The organism is Pseudomonas fluorescens, from assembly GCF_001708445.1.
Lineage (GTDB): Bacteria > Pseudomonadota > Gammaproteobacteria > Pseudomonadales > Pseudomonadaceae > Aquipseudomonas > Aquipseudomonas gorinensis.
The window spans coordinates 490,125-512,623 of sequence record NZ_CP015637.1 but is presented as its reverse complement, the minus strand read 5'-3'; the positions used below and the strand labels follow the sequence as shown (position 1 = coordinate 512,623).

Here is a 22,499-nt window from a genome sequence, read left to right as displayed (position 1 = left end):
GCCTCCCCGCCCTAATAGTGTTTCAGCTCAACCCCAGCTCCTGCCAGACTCGCATCACCTGGCGCCGTTCGTCGGCGAACTGATCCCCGGTCACCGTGCCGGCCTCGTTCTGCAAGGCCTGGCGATGCGCGGCGGAACGGTAGGCTTTATACACCTCGCGCAGCAAATGGGCATCGGCGGCAGGCATCAACCCTACCTGCTCCAAGCCCTCCAGAATGCGGATATTGTCGGTGTAGCGCAGCAACGATGGATGTTGCGCAGACCACGCCAAAGCGGCGTATTGCACCATAAATTCAATATCCACGATACCTCCAGCGTCCTGCTTGAGGTCGAACACCACCGTGGGTTCGAAGGCATTGGCGCCGGTACCGGCCACCGTCGACTTGGTCCCCAGGTTGTCACGCATCTTGGCGCGCATCTCGCTGACCTCCTGGCGCAGCTTCACCAGGTCCCGTTCACGCCCCAGCACCTTGGCCCGCACTTGCTCGAAGGCCTGGCCGACATCCGGGCTGCCCACCAGCACCCGCGCACGTATCAGCGCCTGATGTTCCCAGGTCCAGGCTTCGTTTTCCTGATAGCGCGCGAACGCCCCAAGCGAACTCACCAGCAGGCCGGATGCGCCGGACGGTCGCAGGCGCATGTCTACTTCATATAGTTGGCCGGAGTTGGTCTGGGTGGTCAGCAGGTGGATGATCCGCTGGCCCAGGCGCGTAAAGAACTGCGCCCCGTCGATCGGCTTGGCACCGTCGGTTTCGGCCTGCGGGTCGCCGTCGTGGATAAACACCAGGTCCAGGTCCGAACCATGCCCCAGTTCGATACCGCCGACTTTCCCATAACCGACAATGATGAACCCAGGATCGCACAGGGTGCCGTCCAGCCGTTGCGGCGAGCCGTGGCGCGCGACGGTCTGGCGCCAGGCCAGGGCCAGCACCTGTTCGAGGATGGCTTCGGCGAGCCAGGTCAGGTAGTCGCTGACTTTCATCAAGGGCAGGCTGCCGGCGATTTCCGAGGCGGCGACGCGCAGGCGGTGGGCCAGCTTGAAGTGGCGCAAGGCTTCCATCTGCTGCTCCAAGTCATCCTCGGGAATGCGCGTGAGGCGCTCGCGCAGCTCGGCGGCGAGTTCGGGCGCCAAGGGCGGCTTGAACAGGCGACCTTCATTGAGCAACTCATCCAATAGCAGCGGAAAGCGTGTGATCTGTTCGGCGATCCACGGGCTGGCGGCGCACAGGGTCAGCAGGCGGCGCAAGGCGTCGGGGTTTTCCGTGAGCAAGACCAGGTAAGCCGAACGCCGCGCGACGGCCTCCACCAGCGGCAGTACACGTTCCAGCACCAGGTCGGGGTTGGCGTGCTCGACAGCCTGGGCCAGCAGGCGCGGGATAAACGCATCCAGGCGCTCGCGACCCAGGCGCTGCATGGCACGCAGTTGCGGACTGCCGCGCAGGCCGGCCAAGGCTTTGAGGGCCTTGGGAGCGTCGCTGAAACCGCCTTCGGCGAGCTGGCGGCAGGCGGCGTCTTCATCCTGGGACTCTTCCCACAGCGGCAGCCATTCTCCGCCGACGACCAATTCGCTCTCTTCGCCTTCTTCTTCATCCGGGTCGGCAATCACCTGGCGGAAATGCCAATCCACGCGACCACGCCAATACATCAAGCGCGCATGGAAGGTGGCCCAATCGGAAAACCCGAGCATAAAGGCAATGCGCGCCTGGTCTTCGGGGCTGTCCGGGAGCATTTGCGTCTGACGGTCGGCAATCGCCTGGATCGCGTGTTCGGTGTAACGCAGGAATTCATAGCCATTGCGTAACTCGGCGATCACCGCCGGTGGCAGGTAGCCCTGGCCTTCCAGGGTGCCGAGGACCTTGAGCAACGGCCGCTGCTGCAGGCTGAGGTCGCGACCACCGTGGATCAACTGGAACGCCTGGGCAATAAACTCCACTTCACGGATGCCGCCCGAGCCCAGTTTGATGTTTTCGGCCATGCCCTTGCGCCGCACCTCCTGCTGGATCAGCTGCTTCATGGTGCGCAGCGCTTCGATGGCGGAAAAGTCCAGGTAACGGCGATAGACGAACGGACGCAGCATATCCAGCAGTTGCGCGCCGGCCACCTGGTCGCCAGCCACCACCCGCGCCTTGATCATGGCGTAGCGTTCCCAGTCGCGGCCCTGGTCCTGGTAGTACTGCTCCAGCGCATTGAAGCTGAGCACCAAGGCGCCGGCCGAACCGTAGGGGCGCAGGCGCATATCGACGCGAAAGACAAAACCGTCGACGGTCATCGGGTCGAGAGCCTTGATCAATTTTTGACCAAGCCGGATAAAAAATTCCTGGTTATCCAGGGCGCGCTTGACGCCCACCGTCTCACCGCCTTCGGGGTAGGCGAAGATCAGGTCGATATCCGATGACAGGTTCAGCTCCACCGCACCGAGCTTGCCCATGCCGAGGATCACCATTTGCTGGGCCTCACCACTGCGCCGGCCGGTCGGCGTGCCGAACTGCACGCAGTGACGCTGGTACAGCCATTGGTAGGCCTGGTCGATGCTGGCGTCGGCCATGTCGGAAAGGTCGCGGCAGGTTTGCACCAGGTCGGCCTGGCGAGTCAGGTCGCGCCAGATGATGCGCACTTGCTGGCGGGTACGCTGGCGACGCAAGACGCGGCCCAGTTCATCTTCTGTTTCAGCTTGTTGCACCGCACCGGCAATCTGCCCGCACAGCTCGCCCGGCGCAAAGCCGCGGTCCAGTTCGCCCCATGCCACCAGTTCCAGCAACATCAAAGGGTCACGAACACTCTGTTCAATCACAAAGTCACTGGCGGCGCACACCCGGGCGAAGTCGGCCCACCGTTGCGGCGTCCACGCAGAAAGGCCATGATCGTCATCCAGCGCGGCCACTGCGTCACGAAATGACTGCTCGGCCCGGCTGGCAAATGGCAAGAGAATGGCCGGTAGTTCGGCCAGCGTTGGAAGGCTCATGGTCTATCCTTGATCGGCGCGTAAACGGCTTGTTGCTGTGAACGCAGGCAGCGCGCTCGATGGAGGACTGTCGAACAAAAGTTAGAAATAGCTGAAAAAACATTAATTTTGGCAGGCAACATTAAACTTCTACCTTTTCTTGTTCGCAAAAGATCAACAATAACGATTATGCTCACCGATCAGACCGAGCAATCCGCTCAGTCTTGTGTAGTTTTACTACTCGTATATACATTCGAAAGGCTGAAATGGCCGACGATTTGTAGTAAAACTACAGGACGCCGAAGCAACCTTCGGCCATCCAAGAATTTATGTCGTCTGCCCACAAGGCCAGTCGCAAACTTCAGGCAACCGATTCTGGTAGCCTTTCCGCCCTGGAGCAAGCCATGCAAGACCTCGATCCCGTCGAAACCCAGGAATGGCTGGACGCCCTGGAATCGGTTCTCGACAAAGAAGGCGAAGACCGTGCTCACTACCTGATGACCCGTATGGGCGAACTCGCGACCCGCAGCGGCTCGCAACTGCCCTACGCCATCACCACGCCGTACCGCAACACCATCCCCGTTACCCACGAAGCACGCATGCCTGGCGACCTGTTCATGGAACGCCGCATTCGCTCGCTGGTACGTTGGAACGCCATGGCGATGGTAATGCGCACGAACTTGAAAGATTCTGACCTGGGCGGTCACATCTCCAGCTTCGCTTCCAGCGCCACCCTGTATGACATCGGCTTCAACTACTTCTTCCAGGCCCCGACCGAAGAACACGGCGGCGACCTGATCTACTTCCAGGGCCACACCTCGCCAGGCGTCTACGCCCGTGCGTTCATGGAAGGCCGCATCACCGAAGAACACATGAACAACTTCCGCCAGGAAGTGGACGGTAACGGCCTGTCGTCGTACCCGCACCCGTGGCTGATGCCAGATTTCTGGCAGTTCCCGACTGTATCCATGGGCCTGGGCCCGATCCAGGCGATCTACCAGGCACGTTTCATGAAGTACCTGGAAGCCCGTGGCTTCATCCCGGCAGGCAAGCAGAAAGTCTGGTGCTTCCTGGGCGACGGCGAGTGTGACGAGCCGGAATCCCTGGGTGCCATCTCCCTGGCCGGCCGCGAGAAGCTGGACAACCTGATCTTCGTCATCAACTGCAACCTGCAGCGCCTCGACGGCCCGGTTCGCGGCAACGGCAAGATCATCCAGGAACTCGAAGGCGTGTTCCGTGGTGCCCAATGGAACGTGACCAAAGTCATCTGGGGCCGTTTCTGGGACCCACTGCTGGCCAAGGACGTCGACGGCATCCTGCAACGTCGCATGGACGAAGTCATCGACGGCGAGTACCAGAACTACAAGGCCAAAGACGGCGCATTCGTGCGTGAGCACTTCTTCAACACGCCTGAACTCAAGGCGATGGTTGAAGACCTGTCCGACGACGAGATCTGGAAACTCAACCGTGGCGGCCACGACCCGTACAAGGTCTACGCGGCGTACCACGAAGCGGTCAACCACAAGGAACAACCCACCGTCATCCTGGCCAAGACCATCAAGGGTTATGGCACCGGTGCCGGCGAAGCGAAAAACACTGCGCACAACACCAAGAAAGTCGATGTCGACAGCCTGAAGTTGTTCCGCGACCGCTTCGACATTCCCGTCAAAGACGAAGAGCTGGAAAACCTGCCGTTCTTCAAGCCGGAGCCGAACAGCGCCGAAGCCCGCTACCTGAGCGAGCGTCGTGCCGCACTGGGTGGCTTCGTGCCACAGCGCCGCGTCAAGAGCTTCACCATCCCGACACCGCCACTGGATACCCTCAAGGCAATCCTGGACGGCTCGGGCGACCGTGAAATCTCCACCACCATGGCCTTCGTGCGGATCCTCGCGCAGCTGGTCAAGGACAAGGAAATCGGCTCGCGTATCGTGCCGATCATCCCGGACGAAGCCCGTACCTTCGGTATGGAAGGCATGTTCCGTCAGTTGGGCATCTACTCCTCCGTCGGCCAGCTCTACGAGCCAGTCGATAAAGACCAGGTGATGTTCTACAAGGAAGACAAGAAGGGCCAGATCCTCGAAGAAGGCATCAACGAAGCGGGCGCCATGAGCTCCTTCATCGCTGCCGGTACTTCGTACTCCAGCCACAACCAGCCAATGCTGCCGTTCTACATCTTCTACTCGATGTTCGGCTTCCAGCGTATCGGCGACCTGGCCTGGGCTGCCGGCGACAGCCGTACCCGTGGTTTCCTGATCGGCGGTACCGCCGGCCGTACCACGCTGAACGGCGAAGGCCTGCAACACGAAGACGGTCACAGCCACATCCTGGCTGCCACCATCCCGAACTGCCGCACCTTTGATCCAACCTACGGCTATGAGCTGGCGGTGATCATCCAGGACGGCATGAAGAAGATGACCGAAGAGCAGCAGGACGTTTTCTACTACATCACCGTGATGAACGAATCCTACCAGCAGCCAGCCATGCCGGCCGGCGTGGAGGAAGGCATCATCAAGGGCATGTACCTGCTCGAAGAAGACACCAAGGAAGCGGCACACCACGTGCAACTGATGGGCTCCGGCACCATCCTGCGCGAAGTGCGTGAAGCGGCGAAGATCCTGCGTGACGAGTTCAACGTCGGCGCCGACGTATGGAGCGTGACCAGCTTCAACGAACTGCGTCGCGATGGCCTGGCCGTCGAGCGCAACAACCGCCTGCACCCAGGCCAGAAGCCTGCGCAGAGCTATGTCGAAGAGTGCCTGACCGGCCGTAAGGGCCCTGTCATTGCCTCCACCGACTACATGAAGCTGTTTGCTGAACAAATTCGCCAGTGGGTCCCGTCCAAGGAATTCAAAGTCCTGGGCACCGACGGTTTCGGCCGCAGTGACAGCCGCAAGAAGCTGCGTCACTTCTTCGAAGTCGACCGTCATTTCGTGGTGTTGGCAGCCCTGGAAGCCTTGGCTGACCGTGGTGAGATCGAACCTAAGGTGGTGGCTGACGCTATCGTCAAGTTCGGGATCAACCCGGAAAAACGCAACCCACTGGACTGCTGAGGAGACTTTTTGTGAGCGAACTCATTCGCGTACCTGACATCGGCAGCGGTGAAGGTGAAGTAATCGAGCTGTTTGTGAAGGTCGGCGACACCGTCGAAGCCGACCAGAGCATCCTGACCCTGGAATCGGACAAGGCGAGCATGGAAATCCCTGCTCCCAAGGCCGGCGTGGTCAAGAGCCTGAAAGTGAAGCTGGGCGACCGCCTTAAAGAAGGCGACGAACTGCTGGAGCTGGAAATCGAAGGCGCCGCCGATGCGGCCCCTGCGGCAGCGGCTCCTGCTGCCGCTGCTGCACCTGCCCCCGCTGAAAAACCGGCGGCTGCCGAGGCTCCTGCAGCCCCGGCAGCTGCGGCTGCACCTGCCGCCGCCACTGTCCAGGACATTCATGTTCCAGACATCGGCTCGTCGGGCAAGGCCAAGATCATCGAGCTGCTGGTCAAGGTCGGCGACACCGTCGAAGCCGACCAGTCGCTGATCACCCTGGAGTCCGACAAGGCCTCGATGGAAATCCCATCGCCGGCTGCCGGCGTGGTGGAAAGCATCGCGGTCAAGCTGGAAGACGAAGTCGGCACTGGCGACTTCATCCTTAAGCTGAAAGTCCAAGGCGCTGCACCGGCTGCGGCTCCAGCACCCGCTGCCGCCCCGGCCGCCAAGGCTGAAGCCGCTCCGGCCGCCGCCGCCCCTGCACCTGCTGCAAAAGCCGAGGCCGCTCCGGCCCCGGCTGCTGCCGCACCTGCGCCAAGCGGTGCCAAGGTCCACGCAGGCCCGGCGGTTCGCCAACTGGCGCGTGAATTCGGCGTCGAGCTGAGCGCCGTATCGGCCACCGGCCCACACGGTCGGGTGCTGAAGGAAGACGTGCAGGTCTACGTCAAGGCCATGATGCAGAAAGCCAAGGAAGCTCCGGCTGCCGGCACTGCTACTGGCGGCGCGGGCATTCCACCGATCCCGGTCGTGGACTTCAGCCGCTTCGGCGAGACCGAAGAAGTGCCGATGACCCGCCTGATGCAGATCGGCGCGTCGAGCCTGCACCGCAGCTGGCTGAACATCCCGCACGTGACCCAGTTCGACCAGGCTGACATCACCGACCTCGAAGCTTTCCGCGTTGCGCAGAAAGCCGTGGCCGAGAAGGCTGGTGTAAAACTGACCGTGCTGCCACTGCTGCTCAAGGCCTGCGCGCACCTGCTCAAGGAGCTGCCGGACTTCAACAGTTCGCTGGCCCCAAGCGGCAAGGCGATCATTCGCAAGAAGTACGTGCATATCGGCTTTGCGGTCGACACCCCGGATGGCCTGCTGGTACCGGTCATCAAGAACGTCGACCAGAAGAGCCTGCTGCAACTTGCGGCCGAGGCTGCTGCGCTGGCGGCCAAGGCCCGCGACAAAAAGCTCACCGCCGACGACATGCAAGGCGCTTGCTTCACCATCTCCAGCCTCGGTCACATTGGCGGCACTGGCTTCACGCCAATCGTCAACGCGCCGGAAGTGGCGATCCTGGGCGTGTCCAAGGCCACTATCCAGCCTGTCTGGGATGGTAAAGCGTTCCAGCCGAAGCTGATGCTGCCACTGTCGTTGTCCTACGATCACCGTGTGATCAACGGCGCGGCCGCTGCGCGCTTCACCCAGCGCCTGAGCCAGCTGTTGAACGACATCCGTACCATCTTGCTGTAAGCCTCCACAGGCCTCCCGTTCACCCCGGGAGGCCTGGTTGCACCGTTTTCCGAGCGCCACGCTCGTACCTCAACCCCGCCACTTGGCGGGGCTTTTTTTTGGGCAATTGTTGGACGGGGGAAACAGGGTTGTACACCACCCATCCCCCCGATTGCAGAAATCCTCCACGCAGCCGATAACACACATATAGCACTTAGCCTTCATCCTCTCTTGTCAGCCTGTGCTGCATGATGCAACCTTGCCGCAGGCAACAGTAAAGAGGGCGCGAGCCCGGCGCCGAGTGCGTTTTTTCAAGTGAGCTTCCCCCATGAAAAGCCAACCCGATGTCGCCCGTACGGCGGCCGAGGTAGTGACGCAATTACCGGTGCCTTCGCGCCTCGGTATGCTGCGTTTCGAGCGGCTTAATGAGGCAAGCTGGGCCCTGCTGTACCTGGACCCCAATTGCGAGCGCCAATTCGGCCTGCCGGCGGTGGAGCTGTGCGCCCTGATCGGTTCTCCGTACGCCAGCCTGATGGAGCCACAGGCGCGCTATCAGCTGCATGACGCCATCCAGCAGCAACTGGCCCAGAGCCCCCACTATCTGGTGCGCTACACCTTGCACACCAGCAATGGCCCGCTGAGCGTGCTGGAAATGGGAGAAGCCTACAAACAGCACAATCGTCACCTGCTGCGTGGCTACCTGATGGTGGTCGACGGCCTCTTCAACGCCCCGCCTTCCGATGCCCCGACAACGGACCTGGAAAGCCAGAACAGCCGCCTGCAGATTGCGCTGGAACTCAACCAGCGTGCGCAACAGGAGCAATTGCAACACCTGGAGCGGGTGCGCGCCCAGCAGGAGCTGATCCTGCTGCTGGCCCGCCAGCGCTACACCACGAATAATTCGCTGCAGGAAGCCGCCGAGCTGATCACCCGTAGCGCCTGCGATATCTACCAGATCGGTTGCGCCAGTATCTGGAACCTCGAAGGCCAGCGTCTGGTACCGATCTCGGCTTACCGCCACGCCGATCAGCAGTACCATTTGCCCGAACCGATCGATGCCAGTGGCTTTCCGGACTACCTGGAAGCCCTGCAAACCAGCCGGGCCATCGATGCCACCAATGCCATGCGCGACCCGCGGACCCGGGAGATGGCCGAATCCCTGCGGGCCAAGGATGTGTACGCCATGCTCGACGCGAGCATCCGGGTGGATGGCCAGGTGGTTGGCGTGTTGTGCCTGGAGCAGACCGGCAGCCCGCGGGCCTGGCAGTCCGACGAGATCGCCTTTGCCGGCGAGCTGGCCGACCAGTTCGCCCAGGTCATCAACAACCACAACCGCCGCACCGCCACCAGCGCCTTGCACCTGTTCCAGCGCGCGGTGGAACAAAGCGCCAACGCCTTCCTGCTGGTCAATTGCGATGGCGTGGTGGAGTACGTCAACCCCAGCTTTACCGCGATCACCCAGTACAGCACCGAAGAAGTCCACGGCCACCGCCTGGCACAATTACCGGCGCTGGAGAACCTCAGCGAGCTGCTGTTCGACGCCCCTTCCAGCCTGGCCCAGAGCAACAGCTGGCAGGGCGAGTTCAAGAGCCGACGCAAGAACCTGGAACCCTACTGGGGCCAGTTGTCGATCTCCAAGGTCTACGGCGACAACCGTGAACTGACCCACTACATCGGCATCTACGAAGACATCACCCAGACCAAGCTTGCCCAGCAGCGTATCGAGCGCCTGGCCTATACCGACAACCTGACTAACCTGGGTAACCGTCCGGCGTTTATCCGCAACCTCGACGAGCGCTTTGCCCGCGACAGCGACAGCCCGATCAGCCTGCTGCTGGTGGACATCGACAACTTCAAGCGGATCAACGACAGCCTCGGCCACCAGACTGGCGACAAACTGTTGATCAGCCTGGCCCGTCGCCTGCGTAACAGCCTCAGCGCCGGCGGCAGCCTGGCACGCTTCGCCAGCAACGAGTTTGCGGTACTGCTCGACGACACTGACCTGGAGAGTGGCCAGCAGGTCGCCAGCCAGTTGTTGGCGACCCTCGACAAACCGATGTTCGTCGACAACCAATTAATCAGCGTCACCGGCTCCGTAGGCCTGGCCTGTGCGCCGCTACATGGGCGCGACCCGCAAACCCTGATGCGTAACGCCGGCCTGGCGCTGCACAAGGCCAAGGCCAACGGCAAACACCAGGTGCAGGTGTTTACCGAGGCGCTGAATGCCGAGGCCAGCTACAAGCTGTTCGTGGAAAACAACCTGCGCCGCGCCCTGACCCAGAACGAGCTGGATGTGTTCTACCAGCCCAAGCTGTGCCTGCGCAGCGGTCGCTTGCTGGGCATGGAGGCGTTGTTGCGCTGGAACCACCCGGAAAAGGGCATGATCCGCCCCGACCAATTCATCAGCGTGGCAGAAGAGACCGGGCTGATCATCCCCATCGGCAAATGGATCGCGCGCCAGGCGTGCCGCATGAGCAAACGACTCAGCGCCGCCGGCATGGGCAACTTGCAGGTGGCGATCAACCTGTCGCCCAAACAGTTTTCCGACCCGGACCTGGTGGCCTCGATTGCCGCGATCCTCAAGGAAGAAGAGCTGCCAGCCAACCTGCTGGAACTGGAACTGACCGAAGGCTTGCTGCTGGAAGCCACCGAGGACACGCGTCTGCAACTGGACCAACTGAAAAGCTTCGGCCTGACCCTGGCGATGGACGATTTCGGCACCGGCTACTCGTCGCTCAGCTACTTGAAAAAATTCCCCATCGACATCATTAAGATCGATCGCAGCTTTATCCACGAGATCCCGGACAACCAGGACGACATGGAAATCACCTCGGCCGTGATCGCCATGGCCCACAACCTCAAGCTCAAGGTCGTGGCCGAGGGCATTGAGACCTCCGAACAATTGGCATTCCTGCGTCGGCATCGTTGCGACGTCGGCCAAGGCTACCTGTTCGACCGGCCCATCCCCGGCTCAGAACTGCTCGAGAAGCTTAAACGCTACCCGCGCGGGCCAATCGCCTGACAGCGCGGTAACACTCGGGCACACTGGCGGTCTGAATTTTTACCTAACTCAATCTGACTGAGAGGACTGATCATGGTCTTGCGCTCGGAAATTCTGGTGAACAAAAACGTGCTTCCTACTCAAGAACAAGCTTTGCCTGGCCGTGAAACCCCGATGGCGCTGCCAGAGACGCACTTCGTCAACGGCAACCCACTGCTGGGCCCATTCCTCGACGACGTCGGTTTCGCAATCTTCGGCCTGGGTTGTTTCTGGGGCGCGGAACGCAAGTTCTGGCAGCGCGACGGCGTGGTCAGTACCGTGGTCGGCTACGCCGGCGGCTTCACACCGAACCCGACCTACGAAGAAGTCTGCTCGGGCCTGACCGGCCACAGCGAAGTGGTGCTGGTGGTATACGACCAGGCCAAGGTCAAATACGAAGACCTGCTGAAGATGTTCTGGGAACTGCATAACCCGACCCAGGGCATGCGCCAGGGCAATGACATCGGCAGCCAATACCGCTCGGTGATCTATGCCACTACGCCTGAACAGCTGGCGGCAGCGAAGGCCAGTGCCGAGGCCTATCAGGCCGAACTGACCAAAGCGGGCCTGGGCACTATCACCACGGAAATCGACGAAGCACCGACGGTGTACTTCGCCGAGGCCTATCACCAACAGTATCTGGCGAAGAACCCGCAGGGCTACTGCGGGATTGGCGGTACCGGCGTGACCTGCCCGATCTAAGATCAACATGAATCAAAATGTGGGAGGGGGCTTGCCCCCGATAGCGGAGCGTCAGTCGGTACATCTGTAACTGACATACCACAATCGGGGGCAAGCCCCCTCCCACATTGGTTTAGCGCCAGACGTGGTTACTCGGCAATAAGCCAATCCATCTGCCACCCACCCTGGGTCTGGCCCAGCTTCTTGGACAGCCACGGCAGCAGCTCACGCAACTCCTCCTCCAGGCCCCACGGCGGGTTGGCGATCGCCAGGCCCGAGCCGGTCAGGGTGTTGGGGGTGTCCAGCGGATGCACGAGCAACTCCACACGCAGTAACTTCGGTGCACCGGTGCCGGCCAGGTCCTGGTAGAAGCGGCGCAACATGCGCTGGTCCTTTACCGGATACCAGATCGCCGCGACCGTCTGGCGCATGCGGCCCACCGCTTCCTTGAGGGACGCCGCGCAGCGCTGCATCTCATCGAGTTGTTCGAACGGCGGGTCGATCAGCATCAACGCGCGTTTCTCCGGCACCGGCAACAGGGCTCGCGGCACGTGCCAGCCCTCGCCCAAGTGCACCTTGACCCGACGATCACCCTTCATGTTGTCCTTGAGTAACACGCCGTCTTCCGGGTGCTTTTCATTGAGCAGCACACGATCCTGGGGCCGTGTCAGGCGGCGCGCCAGCTCGGGCGAGCCGGGGTAGTAGCGCAACTGGCCGTCCGGGTTCATCTCCTGCAGTACGCGCATGTAATCGGCAGTCAGCGGCGGCAGGTCGCTCTCGCCCCACAGCCGGGCGATGCCTTCCAGGTACTCACCCGTGCGGTTGGCCTGGTCGCCCTGCAAGTCGTACAGGCCAATGCCGGCATGGGTGTCGAGATAGGCGAACGGCTGCTCCTTGCGCGACATCAGGGCGATGAGGCGGGTCAAGGTCAGGTGTTTGAAGACATCGGCATGGTTGCCGGCGTGAAAGGCGTGACGATAATTCATGGTTGCTCCTGCGCAGGGGGCGAAGTTTACCTTCTACCGGGGCAAAGGTGCAGGGCCGCATGCCAGGCGGTGCTTATGCCGCAAATACAGGACAACCGCTGAAAACAATCTAATCCCTACACGGTGTACGGGCTTGCCCACGATGTAGGCGGCGCGGTATTACCTGCACTGCGCGATGGGGCCATCACCGGCAAGCCAGCGCCCACTCTCCAAGGAGGTCAATAACAATTATGAAAGACGCCACCCTCGCACTGCACCACGGTTTCAAATCGGACCCGACCACCAAGGCCGTTGCCGTACCGATCTACCAGAACGTCGCCTTTGAATTCGATAACGCCCAGCATGGCGCCGACCTGTTCAACCTGGATGTGCCCGGCAACATCTACACGCGGATCATGAACCCGACCAACGATGTACTGGAGCAGCGCATGGCCGCACTGGAAGGCGGCATCGCCGCCCTGGCGGTCTCCGCCGGCAGCGCGGCAATCCACTATGCGATCCAGACCCTGACCCGTACCGGCGACAATATCGTCACCACCCCGCAACTCTATGGCGGCACCTACACCCTGTTCGCCCACCTGCTACCGAGCTTTGGCGTCGACGTGCGCTTCGCACGCAACGACTCTGCCGAAGCCATCGCCGAGCTGATCGATGACAATACCAAGCTGGTGTACTGCGAAAGCATCGGCAACCCGGCGGGTAATATCATCGACCTCGAAGCCCTGGCCAACGTCGCCCACGCCCGCGGCGTGCCGCTGATGGTGGACAACACCGTGGCCACGCCGATCCTGTGCAAGCCGATCCAGTTCGGCGCCGATATCGTCGTGCACTCGGTGACCAAATATGTCGGCGGGCATGGCAATTCCCTCGGCGGCGTGATCGTCGACAGTGGCACGTTCCCGTGGACGAAATACCCGGAAAAATTCCCCGGCCTCAACCAGCCCGAGCCGGCTTACCACGGTGTGGTCTACACCGAGAAATTCGGCCCTGCCGCCTTTATCGCCCGCGCACGCACCGTGCCCCTGCGCAATACCGGCGCGGCGCTCGCCCCCATGAATGCCTTCCTGTTGCTGCAAGGCCTGGAGACCCTCGCCCTGCGTATGGAACGCCACACCGAGAACGCCCTGAAGATCGCACAGTTCCTGCAACACCACGTCGAGGTCGAATGGGTCAGCTATGCCGGCCTGCCGGACCACCCGCACTACGCGCTGGCGCAGAAATACATGCAGGGCAAGCCGTCGGCGATCCTGTCCTTCGGCTTGAAGGGCGGCTACGACGCCGGCGTGCGCTTCTACGATGCGCTGCAAATTTTCAAGCGCCTGGTCAATATCGGCGATGCCAAGTCCCTGGCCTGCCATCCGGCCTCCACCACCCATCGACAGATGAACGAACAGGAACAGGCCAAGGCCGGCGTGAAGCCAGAAATGATTCGGTTGTCAGTGGGCATTGAGGCGATCGAAGACCTGATCGATGATTTGCAACAGGCGCTGGCGTCAGCCCGACTCTAAGGCCAGGTAATCGACCAGTGCCGCCGGGGTTGCGTGCGGCATACGTACGAAATAGGCGACCTTGTGCCTCAAGGTCGCAGCCGCAAAGGCCCCATGCAAATCGGGCCGCTCCTCCTCCAGCCATTGCAGCAGGTTTTCCACCTGGGTGACGCTGGAGTGATCGGCCAGGGCCTGGAGTACTGCCTCCGACATCGCCCACCACGGGCTGCTTTTGGCCGGCCCTGCTCCGCTGCTTGCCAGCGCATGCAGCTCACCGTTGATCCAGCAACGATGAAACACCGGCAACATCGCCTTCGCCTCCGAACCCATCGCTTGCAGCATCGGCAGCAGGTAAGTCCCGTCCCAAAAGCGGAAGAACACTGCTTGCCCATCCGGCATCAGCACTTTGGTCAGGCTGCGCAAATGCGCCACGACGGTGGGTAACGGACAGGTGGACACCGCCAACCAGCCCCAATCGCGGCCCTCGCACTCAGCCGCCCAATCCAGAAATGCGCTGTCCACGGCAACCACTGCGGCATGGGGCATCACCGGTTCCCATTGAGCGTATTCGGTTCCAGCCCAGATCGCCTCGGGGGGTTGCTCTCCCGACTCGCGCCAGGCTGCAACGGGGCAATAATCGCTGGCGCTGCCCAACACGGCAAACAATTGCTCCCCTGGCTGCAGGGGGTCACGCTTCAGCCATTCGCGGGGGGCAATCACAGGGCACCGCCATGGGTCGTGGTGCAGACGCCATTCTTGCATCGCTCACATTCCGCGCAAAATGGTGCGCTGCGCTTGAAATTGAGTACCTGCGCCATGCCCAGCAACACCGGGGGAACCGCGGGCACACTCGCCGGCGCGGCACTGAGTTGAATCGGCGCACTGCTGAAAATCCCCGCCGCCGATACCGTGATCGAATGCCCTCCCGCCTGCAGCGTGATACTTCCCGCTGCGTCCACCGTAACCCGCTGCCCCGCGTTGAACGCCATGTCCTGGCCGGCCTGCAGACGGAAGTCGTGCAGCACCTGCTGGCGCCAGTCACGCTCGGCGCGCAGGTAGATTTCCTCGGCACCTTTGCGGTCCTCGATGCACAGCTCGTTGTACCCACCCCCACCGGGGCTGCTCTGGCTGCGGAAGATGCTGCGGGTCTTGTCAGCCGGCAACGTCAGCGGCACGGGCGTCACCGCATTGGGCACGCAGCCCATCACCATCGGCATGTCGACGTCACCATTGACGAACCCGACCAACACCTCCATGCCGACCCGCGGGATCAACATCGAACCATAGCGCTGATGGGCCCAACCACTGGCCACCCGCAGCCAGCAACTGGAGTGTTCGTCGTGCTGCCCGGCGCGGTCCCACGCCATTTGCACCTTGACCCGCCCCAAGGCGTCACAATGGACCTCGCTGCCACCGGGGCCGGTCACCACGGCATTCTGGTAACCGGCGACCAACGTACGAGCCTGCGGCAAAGGTGGACGAAACGTGACATCCCAGGGGGCGGCGACAAAGTCGTTGCGATAGCCCTGGCGAAACTCAGCGCCCGGCACTTGCGTCACCGAGTCCTCCAGCACCTGGGGCTGCAACCCCTCGTGGGTAACGGCCGTCACCAGCCACAAATCATTCCACTCCTCACGGGGGTGACCGGCGAGCCGTAGAAACTGGCCACAGAGCATGGCCGACTGATCGCTGCTGCCATGAGCCAGGCGATGATCACAGCGGTGACGTTCCAAGGCGCGCTGCGCGAGGTACTTGCCATGGGAACGGTCGCTGAAGCGGCCCGGATAGCGCTGCTCTTCAAGGCGTGGGAACTGCTCCCCGGCCACCGCACTTTCCAATGTCACATTCGGCTTGGAAAAGTCGTAGTCGCGCAGGCTGACCGCCGTGGTGCGCGCCTGGACTCTTACGGTAAAGCGCTTGATCGCCGGCGTATCCGCCACCATTCCCGAACCGGGGTGATAGGGCGTGGCCTGCTCGGCCTGGGCAAATACCGTCTGGTCGTCACCAAACACCAGCAAGTGCCTGTCCGGCGAATGCTGGAAGTGATAGTGAATACCCACCTCGGCGCACAAGCGCTGTACGAACGCCAGATCGGTCTCATCAAACTGCACGCAATACTCCCGCTCAGGGTATTTGCCACTCAGGCGAAACTCGAAGGTATCGCCCTGGCACCCCTGCCCTTCCAGCACCAGCGAAATGATCTGCGGCACCGTCTTACCCTGGAAAATACGTTGATGACTGCTGTGTTGCAGGTAAGCCAGCTGCGGCACCAGGCGCAACTGATAGCGGGTCAGGCGCCGGCCGGCGTCGCCTTGGGCGGCGAGATAAACCAGGCCATGGATACCGTGGCCCTGGGGGGCGAACCCCAGAAACGCCTCGCGATGCATCAGGCTTTCCAAGTCAAGGTCCGGCTGCTCGCCCACCACTTCAAGATCAAAGCAATAGGGCTGGCTCAGGGTTTCCTGACCTTTGAAGCTGTAGACCTTGAGATCACTGGCAACCCCATCCAGGGTCAGGGTGAAGGCACTTTGATTGGCAGGAGCGAACATCCGGTGTTTCTCTGCAAAGGGTGGGCGAGCGATTTTGCACCAGCCCCACACCCCACTGGGCATGCTTCAGGCAAATCAGTAAATCCCTACAACTGAGCGTCTGGGTTTTCTTAGAGCCGAACGAATCGCAGGCCAAAAAAAGGCCCGCCATCCGAAGGAGGCGGGCCTTTCTCAACTCAACGAGTGCTCAGCACTCGGCGAATTACTTGTTGAGGTTGTAGTCTTTTTCCGCTGCATCAAAACGCTCGACCATACCGGCAGTCGGTGCGCCCAGCTTGCTGACGATGTAGATCGCCAGGCTGGCAAAGATGAAGCCTGGAATGATTTCGTACAGGCCCAGTAACGCGAAATGCTTCCACACGATCACCGTAATCGCGCCGACCAGGATACCGGCCAGTGCGCCGTTACGGGTCATGTGTTTCCAGATCACCGAGATCAGCACCACAGGGCCGAATGCCGCACCGAAACCGGCCCAGGCATAACTGACCAGGCCGAGGACACGGTTGTTCGGGTTGGCGGCCATGGCGATGGCGATCAAGGCCACCAGCAGCACCATGGCGCGACCGACCCACACCAGTTCAACCTGGGAGGCGTTCTTGCGCAGGAAAGTCTTGTAGAAGTCTTCGGTCAGGGCGCTGGAGCACACCAGCAACTGGCAGCTCAGGGTACTCATCACCGCCGCCAGGATGGCTGACAGCAGCACACCCGCGATCCAGGGGTTGAACAGCAGCTTGGCCAGCTCGATGAACACACGCTCGTGGTTCTCATTGACCGGGCCGGCCACTTCCGGGTGCGCCGAGAAGTAAGCAATACCGAAGAAGCCTACGGCGACGGTGCCGCCCAGGCACAGGATCATCCAGGTCATGGAGATGCGTCGTGCGTTGGCGATCGACTTCACCGAGTCCGCCGCCATGAAACGCGCGAGGATATGCGGCTGGCCGAAATAACCCAGGCCCCAGCCCATCAGCGAAATGACGCCGATGAAGGTGGTGTTTTTCAGCATGTTGAAGTTGTCGGGGTTCTTCGCTTCGATCGCCAGGAAGGTGGTATCGACGCCACCGGTGGCCAACAGCACGATGATCGGCGTCAGGATCAGCGCGAAGATCATCAGGGTGGCTTGTACGGTGTCGGTCCAGCTCACCGCCAGGAAACCACCGACGAAGGTGTAGGCAATCGTCGCCGCAGCACCCGCCCACAAGGCCGTCTCGTAGGACATCCCAAAGGTGCTTTCGAACAGACGGGCACCGGCCACGATGCCGGAGGCGCAATAGATGGTGAAGAACACCAGGATCACCACCGCGGAGATGATCCGCAGCAGGCCACTCTTGTCTTCGAAACGGCTGGAGAAGTAGTCCGGCAGGGTCAAGGCGTCGCCGTTATGTTCGGTCTGTACCCGCAGGCGACCGGCCACGAACAGCCAGTTGAGGTAGGCACCGACGATCAGGCCGATGGCGATCCAGCTTTCCGACAGGCCGGACATGTAGATTGCGCCCGGCAAGCCCATCAACAACCAGCCACTCATGTCGGAAGCTCCGGCCGACAAGGCCGTCACCACGCTACCGAGGCTGCGGCCGCCCAGGATGTAATCGGAAAGGTTGTTGGTGGAGCGATAGGCCATGAGGCCGATCAGTACCATTGCTGCGATGTAGATCACAAACGTGATCAGGGTGGGATTGCTAACGCTCATTAGAGTGACGCCCTGGCTTTGTTTTTATGTAGCGACGGTCTGTCGGACGGCCACCCGTGGATAGTGGGGTAGACGAACCGGCGTGCCGTGCATTTATGACTGGCGTTTCCCCAGGAAAGCCGCCAGCCGATGAACCGAACCCTGAAGGCGGTTGCACCTTGGGCGCGAATGCTATTCAACAAAGCAAATAAGGTGCAACCAGTTTCTGGGGAATAAGTTGCACCCAGGTGTAAATTCGAGAAAACAGCGTGTTTTTGCTCCTTTTCGGAGCAAGAACAGCCGATCTCAGAAGAAAATGCACCAATACCAAGCCGATTCCGTCGAAGGCCGGTTTTTTTCCGATGAAGCATCGAAAATTTCCTGAACAAAAAGGGTTGCACCCGGTTGCACCTCTTCATGCGCAAAGCTAATCTTGCCGCCAGCTGATGCCACTCGGTAGTGGCACCCATGAGGATAAGAAAATGGCTACGACCACCCTTGGGGTCAAACTCGACGACCCGACCCGCGAGCGCCTGAAGGCCGCCGCGACCTCCATTGATCGCACGCCGCACTGGCTGATCAAGCAGGCGATTTTCAATTACCTGGAGAAACTCGAGGGTGGTGCAACCCTGACCGAGCTCAATGGCTTGAGCAGCAAGGATGCCGATGATGCCGGTGAGGTTCAGGCCGACCACGCCCACCAATGCTTCCTGGAGTTCGCCGAGAGCATCCTGCCGCAATCGGTACTGCGCGCCTCGATCACCGCCGCTTACCGTCGCCCCGAGCCAGAAGTGGTGCCGATGCTCATCGAGCAGGCTCGCCTGCCAGCGCAGATGGCCGAAGCCACCAACAAGCTGGCCGCTTCGATTGCCGAAAAACTGCGCAACCAGAAGAGCGCCGGCGGCCGTGCCGGTATTGTCCAGGGCCTGTTGCAGGAGTTTTCCCTGTCATCCCAGGAAGGCGTGGCACTGATGTGCCTGGCCGAAGCGCTGCTGCGCATCCCGGACAAAGGCACGCGTGACGCGCTGATCCGCGACAAGATCAGCACCGGCAACTGGCAGCCGCACCTGGGCAACAGCCCGTCGCTGTTCGTCAATGCCGCCACCTGGGGCTTGCTGCTGACCGGGAAACTGGTCGCCACCCACAACGAAGCCGGCCTCACCTCGTCCCTGAGCCGCATCATCGGCAAGAGCGGCGAGCCGATGATCCGCAAGGGCGTCGACATGGCCATGCGCCTGATGGGCGAACAATTTGTCACCGGCGAAACCATCGCCGAAGCCCTGGCCAATGCGAGCAAGTTCGAAGCCAAGGGTTTCCGCTATTCCTATGACATGCTCGGTGAAGCCGCACTGACCGAACACGATGCGCAGAAATACCTCGCGTCGTACGAACAAGCCATTCATTCCATCGGCAAAGCGTCCCATGGTCGCGGGATTTATGAAGGCCCGGGCATCTCCATCAAGTTGTCGGCACTGCACCCGCGCTACAGCCGCGCGCAGTACGAACGCGTGATGGACGAGCTGTACCCGCGCCTGCTGTCCCTGACCCTGCTGGCCAAGCAATACGATATCGGCCTGAACATCGACGCCGAGGAAGCCGACCGCCTGGAGCTGTCCCTGGACCTGCTCGAACGCCTGTGCTTCGAGCCGCAACTGACCGGCTGGAACGGCATCGGTTTCGTGATCCAGGCGTACCAGAAGCGCTGCCCGTATGTGATCGACTACGTCATCGACCTGGCGCGCCGCAGCCGCCATCGCCTGATGATCCGCCTGGTGAAAGGCGCTTACTGGGACAGCGAAATCAAGCGCGCCCAGGTCGAAGGCCTGGAAGGCTACCCGGTATACACACGCAAGGTGTACACCGACGTTTCCTACATTGCCTGCGCACGCAAACTGCTGTCGGTGCCGGAAGCCATCTACCCTCAGTTCGCCACGCACAACGCCCATACGCTGTCGGCCATCTACCATATCGCCGGTCAGAACTATTACCCCGGCCAGTACGAGTTCCAATGCCTGCATGGCATGGGTGAACCCCTGTACGAACAGGTCGTGGGCAAGGTGTCGGAAGGCAAGCTGAACCGTCCGTGCCGCGTCTATGCACCGGTCGGCACCCACGAAACACTGCTGGCCTACCTGGTACGCCGCCTGCTGGAAAACGGCGCCAACACCTCGTTCGTCAACCGTATCGCCGACCAATCGATCTCGATTCAGGAGCTGGTGGCCGATCCAGTGGCCAGCATCGAGCAGATGGCGACGCTGGAAGGCGGCTTCGGCCTGCCGCACCCGCGCATCCCGCTGCCGCGTGACCTGTACGGCAGCGACCGCGCCAACTCGGCCGGTATCGACCTGGCCAACGAACACCGCTTGGCGTCGCTCTCCTGCGCCCTGCTGGCCACTGCGCACAACGACTGGAAAGCCGCGCCGATGCTCGGATGCGCCGCCAGCAATCAAGCAGCGGCAGCGGTATTGAACCCGTCCGACCTGCGCGATGTGGTCGGCCACGTACAGGAAGCCACCGTCGAAGACGTCGATAACGCGATCCAGTGCGCCATCAACGCCGGCCCGATCTGGCAGGCCACCCCGCCCGCCGAGCGCGCCGCGATCCTGGAACGGGCCGCCGACCTGATGGAAGGCGAGATCCAGCCACTGATGGGCCTGCTGGCACGCGAAGCCGGCAAGACCTTCGCCAACGCCATCGCCGAAGTGCGTGAAGCCGTGGACTTCCTGCGCTACTACGCGGTACAGGCGCGCAACGACTTCACCAACGATGCCCACCGCCCGTTGGGCCCGGTGGTCTGCATCAGCCCATGGAACTTCCCATTGGCGATCTTCAGCGGCCAAGTCGCCGCGGCACTGGCCGCCGGTAACCCGGTGCTGGCCAAGCCTGCCGAACAGACCCCACTGGTTGCCGCCCAAGCCGTGCGCATCCTGCTCGAAGCCGGTATCCCGGAAGGCGTGCTGCAACTGCTGCCAGGCCAGGGTGAAAGCGTGGGGGCACGCCTGGTCGGTGATGATCGCGTCAAAGGCGTGATGTTCACCGGTTCCACCGAAGTCGCGCGCCTGCTGCAACGCAGCGTCGCCGGGCGCCTGGATGCCCAGGGTCGTCCGATCCCGCTGATCGCCGAAACCGGCGGCCAGAACGCAATGATCGTCGACTCCTCGGCGCTGACCGAACAAGTGGTCATCGATGTGGTGTCGTCCGCGTTTGATAGCGCCGGCCAGCGTTGCTCGGCCCTGCGCGTCCTGTGCCTGCAGGAAGATTCGGCAGACCGCGTGATCGAAATGCTCAAGGGCGCCATGGCGGAATGCCGCCTGGGCAACCCGGAGCGCCTGTCGGTGGATATCGGCCCGGTGATCGACGCCGAAGCCAAGGCCGGCATCGAGAAACATATCCAGGCCATGCGTGACAAAGGCCGCAATGTGTACCAAGTGGCGATTGCCGATGGCGAAGAGATCAAGCGCGGCACCTTCGTGATGCCGACCCTGATCGAGCTGGAAAGCTTCGACGAGCTGCAACGGGAAATCTTCGGCCCGGTACTGCACGTGGTGCGCTACAAGCGCAAAGAAATCGACCAGCTCATCGGCCAGATCAACGCCTCCGGCTACGGTCTGACCCTGGGTGTGCATACCCGCATCGACGAGACCATCGCCAAGGTGATCGACAACGTCAATGCCGGTAACGTCTATGTGAACCGCAACATCGTCGGGGCCGTGGTCGGCGTACAGCCATTCGGCGGCGAAGGCCTGTCGGGGACCGGCCCGAAAGCCGGTGGCCCGTTGTACCTGTATCGCCTGCTGTCGACCCGTCCTACGGATGCCATCGAGCAATCCTTCGTACGCGGCGACAAGCTGACTGCACCCGATGTGCGCCTGCGCGACGCCATGAGCCAACCGCTGAACGCCCTGAAAACCTGGGCCGACAGCAATAAGTTCAGCGAACTGAGCGCCCTGTGCACGCAGTTCGCCGCGCAATCGCAAAGCGGTATCACTCGCCAACTGGCCGGCCCGACCGGCGAGCGCAACAGCTACGCCATCCTGCCTCGCGAGCACGTGTTGTGCCTGGCGGAAGTCGAAGGCGACCTGCTGACCCAGCTCGCGGCGGTCTTGGCCGTTGGCGGTTCAGCGGTATGGCCGGAAACTGACCTGACCAAAGCCGTGTTCACACGCCTGCCGAAGGAGATTCAGGCGAAGATCAAACGCGTGGCGGACTGGACCAAAGACGAAGTGGTGTTCGACGCGGTCCTGCACCACGGCGATTCCGACCAACTGCGTGCGGTGTGCCAGCAAGTGGCCCAGCGTGGCGGGGCGATTGTCGGCGTGCATGGTCTGTCCCAAGGGGAAACGGCGATTGCCCTGGAGCGCCTGGTGATCGAGCGAGCGTTGAGCGTCAACACCGCTGCGGCGGGCGGCAACGCCAGCCTGATGACCATCGGCTAACCCTGACGAAACACGGTCAA

At 61.8% G+C, this 22,499-nt stretch carries 11 protein-coding genes; 6 read left to right on the top strand and 5 right to left on the bottom strand.

Annotated elements, in window-relative coordinates:
• Nucleotides 1-22 precede the first annotated feature (22 nt).
• Entirely contained in the window at nucleotides 23-2,962 is a 2,940-nt protein-coding gene (gene glnE, locus A7317_RS02185; RefSeq protein ID WP_069075122.1) for a bifunctional [glutamate--ammonia ligase]-adenylyl-L-tyrosine phosphorylase/[glutamate--ammonia-ligase] adenylyltransferase, read from the bottom strand.
• A gap of 383 nt (nucleotides 2,963-3,345) precedes the next feature.
• On the opposite strand from glnE, the gene aceE reads away from it, so the two are divergent.
• From aceE to msrA, 4 genes are all read left to right on the top strand, one after another.
• A complete protein-coding gene (gene aceE / locus A7317_RS02180; protein ID WP_069075121.1) occupies nucleotides 3,346-5,991 on the top strand; it encodes a pyruvate dehydrogenase (acetyl-transferring), homodimeric type in 2,646 nt (881 codons plus the stop codon).
• Nucleotides 5,992-6,002: 11 nt separating this feature from the next.
• Complete coding sequence (gene aceF, locus A7317_RS02175) at nucleotides 6,003-7,655, top strand: dihydrolipoyllysine-residue acetyltransferase (protein ID WP_069075120.1); 1,653 nt, start codon at nucleotides 6,003-6,005, stop codon at nucleotides 7,653-7,655.
• A gap of 307 nt (nucleotides 7,656-7,962) precedes the next feature.
• On the top strand, nucleotides 7,963-10,656 hold the full coding sequence (locus A7317_RS02170; protein WP_024073025.1) for a putative bifunctional diguanylate cyclase/phosphodiesterase: 2,694 nt from the start codon (nucleotides 7,963-7,965) through the stop codon (nucleotides 10,654-10,656).
• Between the two features lie 72 nt (nucleotides 10,657-10,728).
• Nucleotides 10,729-11,376, top strand: a complete 648-nt coding sequence (gene msrA / locus A7317_RS02165; protein ID WP_024073024.1) for a peptide-methionine (S)-S-oxide reductase MsrA — start codon at nucleotides 10,729-10,731, stop codon at nucleotides 11,374-11,376.
• A 128-nt stretch (nucleotides 11,377-11,504) separates the two neighbouring features.
• Here the strand turns inward: msrA and A7317_RS02160 are convergent, their stop codons facing one another.
• A complete protein-coding gene (locus tag A7317_RS02160; protein ID WP_069075119.1) occupies nucleotides 11,505-12,341 on the bottom strand; it encodes a 23S rRNA (adenine(2030)-N(6))-methyltransferase RlmJ in 837 nt (278 codons plus the stop codon).
• A 230-nt stretch (nucleotides 12,342-12,571) separates the two neighbouring features.
• Between A7317_RS02160 and A7317_RS02155 the strand changes: the two genes are divergently transcribed.
• On the top strand, nucleotides 12,572-13,849 hold the full coding sequence (locus A7317_RS02155) for an O-acetylhomoserine aminocarboxypropyltransferase/cysteine synthase family protein (protein WP_069075118.1): 1,278 nt from the start codon (nucleotides 12,572-12,574) through the stop codon (nucleotides 13,847-13,849).
• Here A7317_RS02155 and A7317_RS02150 read toward each other — a convergent pair.
• The 3 genes from A7317_RS02150 to putP all read right to left on the bottom strand — a co-directional run bounded on the left by A7317_RS02150 (nucleotide 13,835) and on the right by putP (nucleotide 18,064).
• Nucleotides 13,835-14,590 carry a DUF4123 domain-containing protein gene (locus A7317_RS02150; protein WP_069075117.1) on the bottom strand — a complete coding sequence of 252 codons (756 nt, stop codon included), beginning with the start codon at nucleotides 14,588-14,590 and terminating at the stop codon, nucleotides 13,835-13,837. The genes A7317_RS02155 and A7317_RS02150 overlap by 15 nt on opposite strands.
• Nucleotides 14,545-16,377 (bottom strand): type VI secretion system tip protein VgrG, encoded by a 1,833-nt coding sequence (locus A7317_RS02145; RefSeq protein ID WP_024073020.1) that lies wholly within the window; start codon nucleotides 16,375-16,377, stop codon nucleotides 14,545-14,547. Before A7317_RS02145 ends, A7317_RS02150 begins: the two co-directional genes overlap by 46 nt.
• A gap of 202 nt (nucleotides 16,378-16,579) precedes the next feature.
• Entirely contained in the window at nucleotides 16,580-18,064 is a 1,485-nt protein-coding gene (putP, locus tag A7317_RS02140; RefSeq protein WP_024073019.1) for a sodium/proline symporter PutP, read from the bottom strand.
• Nucleotides 18,065-18,525: 461 nt separating this feature from the next.
• Between putP and putA the strand changes: the two genes are divergently transcribed.
• Nucleotides 18,526-22,479 (top strand): trifunctional transcriptional regulator/proline dehydrogenase/L-glutamate gamma-semialdehyde dehydrogenase, encoded by a 3,954-nt coding sequence (gene putA / locus A7317_RS02135; RefSeq protein WP_069075116.1) that lies wholly within the window; start codon nucleotides 18,526-18,528, stop codon nucleotides 22,477-22,479.
• Nucleotides 22,480-22,499 lie beyond the last annotated feature (20 nt).